The organism is Gemmobacter serpentinus (genome assembly GCF_008973825.1).
Taxonomy (GTDB): domain Bacteria; phylum Pseudomonadota; class Alphaproteobacteria; order Rhodobacterales; family Rhodobacteraceae; genus Gemmobacter; species Gemmobacter serpentinus.
Genome location: NZ_WCHR01000026.1, coordinates 1 through 12,588, shown reverse-complemented (window position 1 = coordinate 12,588; position 12,588 = coordinate 1). Strand labels below are relative to the sequence as shown.

The 12,588-nt window shown below is 60.3% G+C and carries 14 protein-coding genes; 9 read left to right on the top strand and 5 right to left on the bottom strand.

The window, feature by feature from the left end; all coding sequences use genetic code 11:
* The first annotated feature begins 101 nt into the window (after positions 1–101).
* The 9 genes from GBJ34_RS15285 to GBJ34_RS15245 all read left to right on the top strand — a co-directional run bounded on the left by GBJ34_RS15285 (position 102) and on the right by GBJ34_RS15245 (position 9,381).
* Entirely contained in the window at positions 102–2,621 is a 2,520-nt protein-coding gene (locus GBJ34_RS15285; protein WP_151720068.1) for a calcium-binding protein, read from the top strand.
* 746 nt (positions 2,622–3,367) lie between these two features.
* Entirely contained in the window at positions 3,368–3,763 is a 396-nt protein-coding gene (locus tag GBJ34_RS15280; RefSeq protein WP_151720067.1) for a DUF3768 domain-containing protein, read from the top strand.
* Positions 3,764–3,847: 84 nt separating this feature from the next.
* Positions 3,848–4,633, top strand: coding sequence for an N-6 DNA methylase (locus tag GBJ34_RS15275; protein ID WP_151720066.1), 786 nt, complete (start codon positions 3,848–3,850; stop codon positions 4,631–4,633).
* 70 nt (positions 4,634–4,703) lie between these two features.
* Positions 4,704–5,054, top strand: a complete 351-nt coding sequence (locus GBJ34_RS15270) for a type II toxin-antitoxin system RelE/ParE family toxin (RefSeq protein ID WP_151720065.1) — start codon at positions 4,704–4,706, stop codon at positions 5,052–5,054.
* On the top strand, positions 5,051–5,335 hold the full coding sequence (locus GBJ34_RS15265) for a helix-turn-helix domain-containing protein (protein WP_151720064.1): 285 nt from the start codon (positions 5,051–5,053) through the stop codon (positions 5,333–5,335). Before GBJ34_RS15270 ends, GBJ34_RS15265 begins: the two co-directional genes overlap by 4 nt.
* Before the next feature lie 432 nt (positions 5,336–5,767).
* Positions 5,768–6,652: an ArdC family protein gene (locus GBJ34_RS15260; RefSeq protein WP_151720063.1), complete on the top strand. Its 885-nt coding sequence runs from the start codon at positions 5,768–5,770 to the stop codon at positions 6,650–6,652.
* 372 nt (positions 6,653–7,024) lie between these two features.
* Positions 7,025–7,939: a hypothetical protein gene (locus GBJ34_RS15255; RefSeq protein ID WP_151720062.1), complete on the top strand. Its 915-nt coding sequence runs from the start codon at positions 7,025–7,027 to the stop codon at positions 7,937–7,939.
* 380 nt (positions 7,940–8,319) lie between these two features.
* Positions 8,320–8,505, top strand: a complete 186-nt coding sequence (locus GBJ34_RS15250; RefSeq protein ID WP_151720061.1) for a hypothetical protein — start codon at positions 8,320–8,322, stop codon at positions 8,503–8,505.
* A 243-nt stretch (positions 8,506–8,748) separates the two neighbouring features.
* Positions 8,749–9,381 (top strand): MFS transporter, encoded by a 633-nt coding sequence (locus GBJ34_RS15245; RefSeq protein WP_226341217.1) that lies wholly within the window; start codon positions 8,749–8,751, stop codon positions 9,379–9,381.
* 21 nt (positions 9,382–9,402) lie between these two features.
* On the opposite strand, the gene GBJ34_RS15240 is transcribed toward GBJ34_RS15245, so the two are convergent.
* The 5 genes from GBJ34_RS15240 to GBJ34_RS15220 all read right to left on the bottom strand — a co-directional run.
* Positions 9,403–9,852, bottom strand: a complete 450-nt coding sequence (locus tag GBJ34_RS15240; RefSeq protein ID WP_028720648.1) for a hypothetical protein — start codon at positions 9,850–9,852, stop codon at positions 9,403–9,405.
* 135 nt (positions 9,853–9,987) lie between these two features.
* Positions 9,988–10,503, bottom strand: coding sequence for a hypothetical protein (locus GBJ34_RS15235; protein ID WP_226341216.1), 516 nt, complete (start codon positions 10,501–10,503; stop codon positions 9,988–9,990).
* A gap of 106 nt (positions 10,504–10,609) precedes the next feature.
* Positions 10,610–11,578 carry a magnesium and cobalt transport protein CorA gene (locus tag GBJ34_RS15230; RefSeq protein ID WP_028720649.1) on the bottom strand — a complete coding sequence of 323 codons (969 nt, stop codon included), beginning with the start codon at positions 11,576–11,578 and terminating at the stop codon, positions 10,610–10,612.
* Positions 11,575–12,279: a glutathione S-transferase N-terminal domain-containing protein gene (locus tag GBJ34_RS15225; RefSeq protein WP_028720650.1), complete on the bottom strand. Its 705-nt coding sequence runs from the start codon at positions 12,277–12,279 to the stop codon at positions 11,575–11,577. Before GBJ34_RS15225 ends, GBJ34_RS15230 begins: the two co-directional genes overlap by 4 nt.
* Positions 12,280–12,418: 139 nt before the next feature.
* Positions 12,419–12,588 (bottom strand): peptide-methionine (S)-S-oxide reductase (locus tag GBJ34_RS15220; protein ID WP_192931241.1); only part of this gene is annotated, 170 nt, incomplete at its 5' end.

The window sequence follows — 12,588 nt, the reverse complement described above, 5'->3', positions numbered from 1 at the left end:
CGACCGCAGGTGCCGCTTGCGGCAGAAAATCCTTGTCTAGCGCTCGGATACAGGCGATCTTCACCTCAAACGACACGCCACTTGGGGAATGCAGGTGCAACATGGCGGATTTTTACAATAAGGATGGTGCGGACAGGATGTTCGGCACCAACGTTAGGGATTTCTTTTACGGCCACTACATTACGCAAGCTGATGGCACGTTCTACAATCGGGGTGCGGACGACAATGATCTCGTCAGCGCGGCCGGCGGCGACGACGTTCTTGGTTTAATGGGTTTAGGAAGTGACACTTTAGACGGTGGTGACGGCTGGGACTATCTTGATCTCTACAATTTCCTCTCGTTCGAATTGTATCGAGAAACCAAAGAATTTGTCGAAGCCAACAGCAACACCACTTACTATTACCGGCCCAAAATGGTCAGCACGATCATCGACCTGCAGCTCGGCAGCTATGAGGTCAAATGGACCGGCAAGTCGACTTGGTCCGGAGACCCGGATCTCGATATGACGACTATGGGTGCCGTTCGTAATATTGAGATGCTTTGGGGCGGCGACAGCAACGACACCTTCCGGGGCAGTGATCGTGGCGAACTGGACGAAATTAACGGCTATTGGGAAGAGTTCCACCCTGCGGGCGGCAACAACACAATCGATGGCCGGGGAGGCTATGACGTCCTTTCCTACGCAATCATCTACGGATACCGGGACAGCAACTCGGACACCATCCGAGGCGCGGTGATCGATTTTGCAGCTGGCACTGTCGACAAGGGGGCCGAGGGGTTTGACCGCTTCACCAATATCGAAAGGGTTGTAGGCTCGCCCTATGCAGACACCTTTATTGGCAGCGATAACGATGACGAGATGGGCAGCAACCACGGTGCCGACAGCTTCTACGGTGGTGGTGGCTTTGATCGGGTCTATTTCCTCGACTGGAACAATGCGGGCGGCATCGACGTGCACCTCGGAACCGGCACGGGCAAGAATTCGATCGGGCAGGCTCTGACCTTCAAGGATATTGAGGGCATCGTAGGCACCCACAGCAATGATACGATCCGCGGGTCGGCCGGCAATGACGAATTCTTCGGCCGTCGCGGGAGTGATACCCTGCTGGGTGGCTTGGGTAACGACGTCCTGAACGGCGGCGAAGGCGATGATCGCATCGACGGCGGCGCTGGCATCGACACGGTCAGTTTCGGTCTGTTGCAGCCGGTGACCAAGGGGGTAAAAGTCGAGCTGGCCAAGGGCACCGCGCAGGATGGCCTTGGCGGCACCGACACGATCAGCAATGTCGAGAATATTGTAGGCACCCGGTTCAACGACACCATCGCTGGCGATAACGGTCTAAACAGTCTGGAAGGCGGCACTGGCGACGATATTCTGTCAGGCGGCGACAATATGGACCGGCTTTACGGCGGTATCGGCAAGGATCGGCTTTTCGGCGGCCTCGGCGCCGACCTTCTCTTTGGCGGAAGCGAGGACGACACGTTCAACGGCGATGCCGGCGACGACAGCCTGAATGGCGGGCTGGGTGCAGATAGACTTAACGGTGACGATGGCAATGATCGGCTCAACGGCGATGCTGGCAACGACTTGCTGTTTGGCGGGGCCAATGCCGACAAGCTGTATGGTGGTGTCGGCCGTGACACGCTGAACGGCGACAGTGGCGAAGACAGGCTGTATGGCGGCGCTGAAGGCGACCTTCTGCGCGGCGGTGCAGGCAATGACACGCATTATGGCGATGCCGGAAACGACACGCTGGAAGGCGGCGCTGGCCTTGATCAGCTCTATGGTGGGGAAGGCAACGATACGCTCTATGGCGGCGACGGTGGTGACATGTTCACCACTGAAAAGGGCAATGACATGCTCGTCGGCGGCAAAGGCATCGACTCGCTCCTCGCCACCCAGATGTCCAGCGGCTATGTGATCAACCTGGCCGGAGGAACGGTCACAGGCGGTGGCATGGGCTCGGACAGAATCCGCGAGATCGAGAATGCCCATGGCCATGACCGCAACGACAAGCTGACCGGCAACAAGGATGGTAATCTGCTGGGCGGCAGCGGTGGCAACGATACCGTTTCGGGCGGCGAGGGCAATGACCGGCTTTATGGCGGGGCCGGGCGTGACATGGTCCTTGGCGGGGCTGGCAACGATCTGCTGGAAGGTGATTTCGACTTTCTTCTTGGAGCGGCACGCGGCGCGGGCAACGATGTCCTTCGCGGGGGCACTGGCAATGACACATTGCTCGGCAATGGAGGCAGCGACACGCTGATGGGCGAGATCGGCAATGACGCGCTGAATGGCGGGGCCGGGAATGATACGCTCATCGGTGGCGGCGGCGCGGATGTCTTCATTCTCAGCACCGGGCGGGACGTGATTTCCGATTTCCAGTTGGGCAAGCGTGATTTTGGCCAGACCGGCGTTGCAGCGCCAGTCGCGCTGGACCGTATTGATCTGAACGGCATCCCGCGCGCGGCAGCGATCAAGGATTTCAAAGCGCTTAGCGCCTTCTTGACCAGCAGCGACGCGGCACCTTCGGCGGTTTTCGATTTCGGCGGCGGAAATACGCTGACCATCCAGAACGTGAGCTGGCAGAATCTGCGCGCCATCGACTTCATTTTTTAGCAAATGTGTCCAGGCTCATGAGCCATTGATTGCAATTCTTTGATGTGCATCGGCTTTGATGATGTGACCGCCCCCCGACGGCATCTGTGTGCCAAGGTGGGTCTGCGAGGATCCACATAGGAGAGCGGTCATGTCGGAGATTACCACTGTCGGGCTCGATCTGGCGAAGAATGTGTTTGTAAGTCTCAAGTGTGGCGAGGCCGAACGGTCAACGTGTTCACTGGGTATGCGCCAAATTAGACGAAGGCGGGCCGAACCGACCAATAGGACTTCCAATTTAGCCGAAGCTTTGCTGCGGTGTCCGCTGAACGTCGGCTTGCGAAGATGTGGCCCCGCAGCACTGATCGAGGCCGACCGTCCGCAATGGGCCGCTCACGTCAGCATCCTCCTGAAGGACTGAGATTCCCGCGCCTTCCGCGCGGGGCTCACACCTGGCCGGGGGTTTCGGACAAGCCGAACGCCCCGGCTCTTCCTGGGCCGCCCCTCCGGTGCGGCCATTCCGGGAACCGCCGGTTCCCCCATCAACGAGAAAATGCGGCGCAGCCTGCGGGGCCGTGTCCTCGCCTTCGGCTGCGGGCCGCTCCACCCCCTTGGCCGCTGGATTTTCACGTTGACGGGACCCCCTCCTGCCCTCGCCGGGAGGCAGTCCGGCAAGAGAGGGGCGCGCTTCGCTTCCCTCCCTTGCCAGACCGCCCGATTTTCACAGAGGCGACGGCAAGGCTCACCGCAATCATGGAGAGCCACAAATGGCCTTGCAAAACATCACCACCCCGCAGCCCTCTGCCGATCCCGAGGCGATCAAGGCGGCCATCATCGCAAAGCAGAATAACCAATTCCGCGCGGCGCTGATCCTCGGCATCAACACGACCGTTCCCGGTAAAGTCCTGATTACCCCCGGCGTCGTGGCAGAAGGCCCCACCTTCCTTGCCATGCTGCAAATCGCTGTCGCAACCTTCGACACTTTCACCGAGGATAACGACCCTTACGGCGATCATACCTTTGGCCTCGTCAAAGTCTGCGAAACCCAAGTCTATTGGAAGATCGACCTCTACGACGAAGACTATCAATTCGGCTCCGAAGAGCCTGAAAACCCTGAGAAAACCCGGCGCGTTCTGACCCTGCTTTTGCCGTCCGAATACTAAACGCGAAATACCAAATACGAAACGCGAAACGCAAAACACCCCCGCGCCACGGTGCGGGGGGAACCGCCAAAGGGTTTCCCCAAAATGTCAGATCAGAACGTCACCGCTTTTCTCAAGCGGCTCTCGGAATTTGACCGTTCCAAAACCCGCATCGAGGTTTTCCGCGCCTTCTGCGAAATGGCTTTCTGCGCCATCGCAAAGACCACCGCCACGACCCGCGAGCGGGCCGACCAGCTCGAAAGCGATTACATGGCTTGCGTCGCCCGCTTCCGAAACAAGGAAGATGTGCGCGCCATGCCCGAACTGCTCGCCATCGCCGCCTCGGCCCTGGCCCATGGCAAGCGCGATTTCCTCGGCGCTGTCGCCGCCGAAATCGGCGCGCTCGATGCCAAACTCGGCCAATTCTTCACCCCCTATGAAGTCTCGCGCCTCATGGCTGAAATGTCCCTTGGCCATGCCGCCGCCGCGATTCGCGACAAAGGCTTCCTGACCATTCAGGAACCCGCCGCAGGGGCAGGCGGCATGATCTTGGCCGCCGCCGATGCCATCGAGGGCCAAGGCTTTGATCCTGCCGCAACAATCTGGTTCGAGGCCATCGAGTTGAACCGCCCGACCTTCCAAATGGCCTATCTGCAAACCGCCTTGCGCGGCCTCGCCGGGAAAGTGGTGTGCGGAAATGCCCTCTCAAGGGAGGTTTACGAGGTCGCATTCACCCCCGCCGCCCTGCTCTTCCTGCAACGCCATGGCGATCCTTTCGCAGATCAAAAGGCCCGCGCTGCTCAGGAAGACGCGCAGCGCATCGAGGAAGAGGCCGCCCAAGACGCCGCCAGAGCAAAGCGCCTCTCATCTGTCAGGTTCGTAAGGATTTGAAAGGACAATATGTCCGGCAATGCCGTATATTTCGCTTGCCGTATGTGCGGCATTGCCGTATAAATGATCCATGCAAACCGTGATCCAAACTCCAACATTTCTCGCACAAGCCAAGCGCTGTGGTTTGAGCGACAGAGAACTTCTGGAGATTGTCGCGCTGATTGCCGCAGATCCAGAGGCAGGGGCTTTGATGAGCGGAACAGGTGGTGCCCGAAAGCTGCGCCACGCCCGCGAAGGGCAAGGCAAGAGCGGAGGGTTTCGCACGATCCATTACTTCGGGGGCGGAGATATTCCCGTTTTTGCCCTCGCCATTTTCGGTAAAAACGAGAAGGCCAACCTCTCGCAAGCCGAACGAAACGAATTGGCCCGCATTCTTCCTAAGCTGGCCGAGGCTTACAGAAACAGAAAGGATAAAGCATGACCTTTGGAAAAGAGCTTATCCAAAGTGCCCACGAGGCGCTGGCTATCGCAGAGGGCACCTTGGAACCCGGTGCGGTCTATGTCCCGGAAACGATTGACGTAGCGGCAATCCGCAAGCGCCAGAACCTTTCCCAAGCCAAGTTTGCCGAACGTTATGGCTTGCCACCCGGAACCATCAAGGACTGGGAGCAAAAGCGCAGGCAGCCAGATCGGGCCGCCATTCTGTTCCTCAAGGTGATAGAGCAGGCACCAGATATGGTTGCGCGGGCGATCCGCGCTTAATTTGCTGCGCCAACTTGCAAGAATGCGGCTCAGGGCAATTCGCTCTGGGCCGTTTTGCGTTGTCCCGTAGAGGGCGCGAAACAGAGATCCCCGCGCGCATCCCGCGCGAGGATCACGCCAGGCCGGGGGATTCGGACAAGCCGAACGCCCCGGCCATCCTTGGGCCGCCCTGCGGTGCGGCCGTTCCGGGAACCGCTGGTTCCCCCGTCTATCGGAAAATACGGCGCTGCCTGCGGGGCCGTGTCCTCGCCTGCGGCTGCGGGCCGCTCCACCCCCTTGTCAGCTTGATTTTCCAATTGACGGGCCCCCCTCCGGCCCTCGCCGGGAGGCAGTCCGGCAAGAGAGGGGTGCGCTTCGCTTCCCTCCCTTGCCAGACCGCCCGATTTTCACAGAGGCGACGGCAAGGCTCACCGCAAACTTGGAGAGCCACAAATGGCCGACAAATTCGATCTTTATGACCATGTGACCAAATCCATCATCGCCGCGATGGAAGCAGGCACCCCGCCATGGCGCAAGCCGTGGACCGGCGACAGTGCCGGGGCTGCATTCCCCTTGCGCGCTAACGGTGAACCCTATCGCGGGATCAATGTCTTGATGCTCTGGCTGGAAGCCGGCGCCAAAGGCTACGCCTCTGCCCATTGGTTCACCTACAAGCAAGCGCAGGAAATCGGCGGCCAAGTCCGCAAGGGCGAAAAGTCTGCAACCGTGGTCAAATACGGCACCGTCGAGAAGGAAGGCGAAGACGGCGAGGAACGCCGTTTCGCCTATGCCCGGGCCTATCGCGTCTTCAATGCCGATCAGATTGAGGGCTTGCCTGAAGAATACTACCGCAGCCCCGCTCAGCCCGCCCGCGACTTGGGCACCCGATCCGATCCGGCCCTGGAAGATTACTTCGCAGCCACCGGCGCCCGTATGGTCACTTCGGACCGTCCGCAGGCTTTCTATAACATCACCGAAGACCTGATCCACATGCCGCCGATTGCAACCTTTCATGACGCGGGCGCCTATTATGCCACCCTTGCCCATGAAGCGACCCACTGGACCGGCCACCGCACCCGCCTTGACCGCTTCGCCAATGGCCGCGACCGGAAGGCCTATGCCTACGAAGAGCTGGTGGCCGAAATCGGCGCTTGCATGCTCTGCGCCACCCTTGGCCTTGTGCCCGACTTTGAACAGTCCGGCGCCTATGTCAAAGGCTGGCTGGAAGCCTTGGCGAATGACAACCGCCTGATTTTCCGCGCCGCATCCGACGCGCAAAAGGCCATCGACTTCATCGCCGCCGCCGCAGAGGCAGGCCAAGCCGTCCTCGCAGCATGAGGCCCCTCGATCCCGGCGAAAGCCGGGGTCGATCCCTCTGCCCCAGAAGGTTCACCGCTCTTCGCCGCCGGTCAAGACCGGCCGCAAAGAGCGGTGCGGCGCTCAGGCCGCGCCGGGCCACTGCTGAAGCAGCGCAGCGAGATCCGCGCCATGGGCGCGCATCCACCAAGAGCAGGCCGGGCCAGGGGATCGACACGGGCCAAGGCCCGCGCTCACCCCTGCCCCGACACCATGTTCATATTCTTCGCGTCCGCCCAACAGACCTGATCGGGCCGGTCAAGGGGCAAGCGCCGCGCAAGCGCGTCGTCAGAAACCGGGGCCGTGTCCTCGCCCTCCGGGCTGCGGGCCGCTCCACCCCCGGCCTCTGACCCCATGACAGGCCCGATCAGGCCCGTGGGTCGGGCTTCGCCCTCTCCCACTCTGTTCCGCCCGAAACATGCGTTTCGGTCAGATCAGATTGGCCGAGGCGCAGCCCAACGGCGGAACGGGGGCAACAACCCCGCCGCCATCGCCGCAAAAGGAAAACCCATGTCTAGCTTCAATGACCTGATGAACCATCCGAAACTGTCGTTCCAGCCGCAGGCAGACGGCTCCACCCATGCCATTTTCAAAATGAATGGATGGGGCAGCGATGTGATTTGCCGCTACTGGAAGGTCGATAACCCCGGCCGTTCGGATGCCTTCCGTTATGAACTGGAAACCATCAACGGTGCCGGGGGCACCTATTCCCATGTTTCCGAACATGGCTGCAAAATCGCCATCGTCCGGCATTTGATCGGCGCTCGCCTCATCGACATTGCCGAGGATAACGGCCACCTGGACGACCGCAACCGCGCTGAATTGGTCCAGATCGAGGCCGCCCGCGCCGAACCGAGTGGCCCGCCCAAAATCGGGGATTTCGTGATCATGCCAGATGGCACCCGCGAGCGTTGCTGCAATGCGACCAAATTCGGGATGCAGACCGCAAGCGGTGGCAGCTTCAACGTCATGCGATGTGGCACCGCCATTTTCAGCGGTGGCCTGAACAAGCCTCGCCTCTGGGAATACTTCAAGCCGACCAGTGGCATCGAGCGGGGCAGGTTCTGGTTCTTTTCGCATGGCATCCCCGGAGCGGGGCGCGCTGTCATTTGCTATCTGCCTTGCCGCGTTTTCCGTCTTGAACCCTTCACCATGAACGAGGATCAGGCCCGCGCGCATCCCATGGCTCAGCATTACGCCAAAGTCTGGGGCGAAGGCCAACGCGAACACTTGGAAGCCATCGCCAAGATCGCAACCGGTGCAGCCTGAAACCAAAGACCCCGGCGACAGTCGGGGTCTCCCTCTGCCCAGAAGGTTCACCCCTCTTCGCAGCCGGTCAAGACCGGCCACAAAGAGCGGTGCGGCGCTCAGCCCGCGCCGGGCTGCCGCTCGCGGCAGGGCCCAAAACCCTCCAACAATCGCGTCCGGCTGTTAACCCGCCCTCCAGGCGGGGCCGGACAAGCCCCACCCCACACGGTCTTTGCATTCTACCACACGGTTCAAGGACGGCGGCCGCCTACAGCGGCCTTGCAAGCAGCCCGTCCCGGGCTGTCCTTGACCTCGCGTGTCCAAATGCTCCCGACCGAGCGGGGCGGTTCTGCCTCGATTTTCTCGGTCAGATCACTTATATTCAGGCAAAGGAGATGCCCATGAACGATGAACCGGAAAATCATACGATCCGGCTGCTGCAAGAGATGCGCAGTGAGATGAAAGCTATGCGCGAAGATCTGACGCTCCGCATCGACGGCATAACCCACATCATGACCCTTCTCGCAGGTCATTATCACAGCGTTGAGGATCGCTTGTCCTCTCTCGAAGATCGCCACAAAGGCTAAGTTCAGCGGCCCCTTCGGGGGCCGCTTTTCTGCATGTCACCTGCGCCGATGGGTGAATCACCAGGCTCAAAATCCAGTCAGGTTCACCGCATTTCGCTGCCGGCCAAAACCGGCCGCAAACTGCGGTGCGGCGCTCAGGCCGCGCCAGGCCGCCGCTCACGCGGCAAAAAATAGACGCCTTCCGCCTCACCAGAATTGTCAATAAATTCCGGTGCAGAACTGCGTTCCGCCAGAAATACCTGGTTGTTTTTGATCCCTTGCCGTGGCTTTCAAGGCGGTTTCTGGGGCATGGGCCCAAACTTTGGCCAGAGGATCGGACTCGATGTGGGCGGCATATCCGCCTTCATGGCTGCGGTTCTTGGTGGAACGCTGGCGTTGCAGTGGCCACTCGGCTGGCTTTCGGATCGAGTGTCCCGAAATCTTGTCATCGCCGGTGCGGCACTGGCGTCCGCGGCGGCTGCCGTCGGCGTAGCGATGGCCGCGGAAGCACCTCTGCCCCTGCTCCTCGCGGCGGGTGCTCTTTTTGGTGGCTTTGGCATACCGATCTATTCGTTGTGCCTCGCGGTCGCGAACGACGATCTTCCGGCCAGTCGGCTACTGGGCACCGCGCGCGGGCTTCTGCTACTCAACGGGATCGGGACAGCCGCGGGCCCCCTCATCGGGGGAGCGGCGATGGCTATCGTAGGTCCAGGCGGCTTGTTCCTTTATGCGGCGGCGTTGCTCATCATCCTGGCGGTGCTGGCCGTCACACGCAGGCAGCCGAGTCCCCCAAACCAGGCCAAGGCCGGCGCCCGTTGTCCGAGCACGCCGATGATCACGGGATCTCTCGATACGATGATATGCATGCAAGGAAAGACCCAGGACGTTCGGCATTAGTGTGGGCGGCGGTGGGGTGCCTTATTCTACGTCTTCTACTGTGAGATCCCGTCCGTTGAACTGCACGGTCTCCCCGGCTCGGGCACCCTCGATTGCTTCGAAGATCGGCGCCATCGTGGAAATGCCCATGAGCTCACGCCCCTGACAGGTGAACTTGCTCGTTGACACCGCGATCACAAAGTGGCGGCCAGACAGCTTGACGACTGCGCCTTCGTTGACGGCCAACTTGGGACCGAAATCGATCGTCCTGAGTTTTTCGAGTTTATCAGCATAGTCATGGAGCGTGTCATCGAGCGCTTCGGCGAAGTCGCTTGCGACCTCGGCCTGAGCTAGTTCGTCGTTTTCGATCGGTTCGCTCCGATCGAGCCGAGCGGTGGAGACATAATCCAGATAATTGTCGCGAGCGCTATGCAAGGCTGCAGTTTCCAGCGAAAGCATAGTTTCCCGAATATGGTCTTTATTCCAATCCATAAATCACCTCGTTATGTTTCGATAATACAAATATCCGGTAGACTGGTCCGCGACCTCTTCGGGAGGGGACCACAGGGGCTCGCTGATCCTGCTATTCATCGCTGATGACGTCCTCTCCCTGATAAGGAATTCTAATCAGCCGTGAATCTCGGATGATGCTTGTGACGAGCCAGACATATGACCGCTCGGCGGTATCGAAGCCGAGAATGCTGAAGGCTCCGCCGAAGGGGCATGCTGGGAAGTCTGGAAAGCCCTGCCGCACAACGTAACGCTCGGGATCGCGGTCAAACTCGCTCTTGTAGACTTTGCGCAGTCCGTGCTTGCTCGGCACATCCTGGTCACCTGCGGGACTGTTTCCCGATGCGCTACGAGGCGCTCAGAGAGGTCGCGGTGACACATTTCGTCGAATACGTCGAACGCGTCGATCAACAGGCCCTTGTGCCCTGTCGCTGGATCGGTGATCGCGTAGATGTTGGAGGCGTCTTCTGCGTCACTCCCGCTTTCGAGGCGTAACGCCGCGTCGATGCGAAGGGCGCAAGGGTCCAGTGTTGATCCGAGATCGAGATCGACGAGATTGCCGTCTTTGACGCGGTACTCGCGGTTGTAGCCCTTGGCGACGAAGGACTGCACTGTTTCTAGAACGTCGGTCACTTGGGATGTCACGGCTGCACCTATGCTTGGTGTCGTATTGAGCCCGCCCCGGCGTCGGGCGCGCTGTGACCGGTCGGATGACGGCGAGTTTTGCGAGACGCGGTATTCACAGCCACTTGGCCATCTTGAAGCGCACAAACAGGAAAAGGCAGGATATCGCCATCACCCCGAGTACGACGAAGTATCCGTAGGCCGTGTCCAGTTCCGGCATATGCTTGAAGTTCATGCCGTATATTCCAGCGATCGCCGTCGGGACTGCGAGTATTGCCGCCCAAGCGGCAAGCTGACGGGTGATCACCCCGATCCTTTGTGCTTCCAAAAGGCTGCTGGCCTCAAAGACTGTAGACAGGACCTGAAGGAGGCCGTCGACCATTGACTGCACCCGATCGACGTGATCCGCGACATCGTTAAAGTACGGCCTCACTTCGGCGCTGATGCAGGGGAAATGCCCGCGGACGAGTTTTCTGACCAGTTCGGCCATAGCGCCGAGCGTGCGTTGGAAGCGCGTGAGTTCGGCCCTCAGCCCGAAGATGCGGGCGACTTCTGCCCGTCCGAGAAAATCGTCTAACGACCGTTTCTCCATCGCGAGGACGTCATCCTCGATCATTTCGAAGATGGGCAGATACTGGTCGACGATACGGTGCAAGATCGCGTGCAGCACGTAGTCGACACCCTTTCCGAAGAGCGCCGGCGAAGCCTCGAGTTGCTCCCGAAGTTTGCCTAGCGCTCCGGCGTTGCCGTGCCGCACGCTGATGAGATGATTGTGACCGGTGAAGATCGCCATCTTGCCGTAGCTGATCCGGTCGCCGACCAGTTCGGCAGTCTGCGCGACGATGTATAGCTCGCCGTTGTAGACGTCGAGCCTGGGCGGGCACAGCGGGTGCATCGCGTTATCGATTGCCAACGGATGGAGGTGATACGTCGCCTGAAGCGCGTGAAGTTCGTCGGCGGTGGGATCCAGAAGAGCGATCCAGCAGAAACCCGAGCGACCCTTGTCGAGTTGGACGCGCTCGTCGATCGCGATTTCCCGGATTCGCTTGCCTTCGTTGTAATAGTAGGCGGCGATGACGCTCATGCCGACCTCGCAGGGATTTGCAGGCCACGCTGCACTGCCGGTCGAGCCAAGCCACGGCCGAGCCATTTCTGGATGTTCGAATAGTCGCTGAGGCTAAGGATGTCGCCAGCAGCGTAGAGTTCAACCAGCGCATTCACCCAGCCGAGCGTCGCGATGTCCGCAATCGAATAGTCGTCGACGAGCCAATCACGGCCTTCCAGTTGGCGATCCAGGATGCCGAGGAGACGCTTGGATTCATCGACAAAGCGCTGCCGAGGCCGTTTGTCCTCATAGTCCTTACCGCCCCACCGCAGGAAAAAGCCAAGCTGACCGAAGATCGGCCCGATGGCCGACACCTGGAAGAATACCCAGGCCAAGGTTTCGTAACGTTGGGCGGGTGAACTCGGAATGAACTGGCCCGTCTTGTCGGCCAGGTAGATAAGGATCGCACCGGATTCCCAAACGGCAATGGGGTTGCCGTCCGGGCCCGCCGGATCGATGATCGCCGGTATGCGGCCGTTCGGGTTTAACGAGACGAACGCTGGGTCCTTCGACTCGTTGTTCGAGATGTCGATCAGGTGGGGCTCGTACGCTAGGCCAGTCTCCTCCAGCATGATCGAGGCTTTGACGCCATTGGGCGTTGGCGCGGCGTACAATTGCAGGCGGTCGGTATGAGAGGCCGGCCAGCGCTGCGTGACCGGAAATGATGAGAGGTCTGGCATAATTCTGCGATCCTGTTGCTACGACGGCGGCTGACTCAAATGACCACCTCATCAATGCGGGGTCCGATGACCGCGTCGTTTGACGACACGGTCAAGAAGAGTGCGAACCCGAGCGGCGCAGCGGCAACGTCAGTGAAGACTATTCCGCTGCGGTGTCGGCCGCAGGCTGCACATCGCCAGCCTTTTGGCGCTGTGGAAGCACCCAGCCGGGACGGGGGAAGTGACAGGTATAGCCGCCGGGCCGCTTCTCCAGATAGTCTTGATGTTCCGGTTCGGCCTCCCAGAAATCGCCGACCGGCTCGACCTCGG

Coding starts and splice junctions, on each gene's coding strand:
- GBJ34_RS15285 (WP_151720068.1), top strand. CDS start 102: ATGGCGGATTTTTACAATAAGGATGGTGCGGACAGGATGTTCGGCACC.
- GBJ34_RS15280 (WP_151720067.1), top strand. CDS start 3,368: ATGGCCTTGCAAAACATCACCACCCCGCAGCCCTCTGCCGATCCCGAG.
- GBJ34_RS15275 (WP_151720066.1), top strand. CDS start 3,848: ATGTCAGATCAGAACGTCACCGCTTTTCTCAAGCGGCTCTCGGAATTT.
- GBJ34_RS15270 (WP_151720065.1), top strand. CDS start 4,704: ATGCAAACCGTGATCCAAACTCCAACATTTCTCGCACAAGCCAAGCGC.
- GBJ34_RS15265 (WP_151720064.1), top strand. CDS start 5,051: ATGACCTTTGGAAAAGAGCTTATCCAAAGTGCCCACGAGGCGCTGGCT.
- GBJ34_RS15260 (WP_151720063.1), top strand. CDS start 5,768: ATGGCCGACAAATTCGATCTTTATGACCATGTGACCAAATCCATCATC.
- GBJ34_RS15255 (WP_151720062.1), top strand. CDS start 7,025: ATGACAGGCCCGATCAGGCCCGTGGGTCGGGCTTCGCCCTCTCCCACT.
- GBJ34_RS15250 (WP_151720061.1), top strand. CDS start 8,320: ATGAACGATGAACCGGAAAATCATACGATCCGGCTGCTGCAAGAGATG.
- GBJ34_RS15240 (WP_028720648.1), bottom strand. CDS start 9,852: ATGGATTGGAATAAAGACCATATTCGGGAAACTATGCTTTCGCTGGAA.
- GBJ34_RS15230 (WP_028720649.1), bottom strand. CDS start 11,578: ATGAGCGTCATCGCCGCCTACTATTACAACGAAGGCAAGCGAATCCGG.
- GBJ34_RS15225 (WP_028720650.1), bottom strand. CDS start 12,279: ATGCCAGACCTCTCATCATTTCCGGTCACGCAGCGCTGGCCGGCCTCT.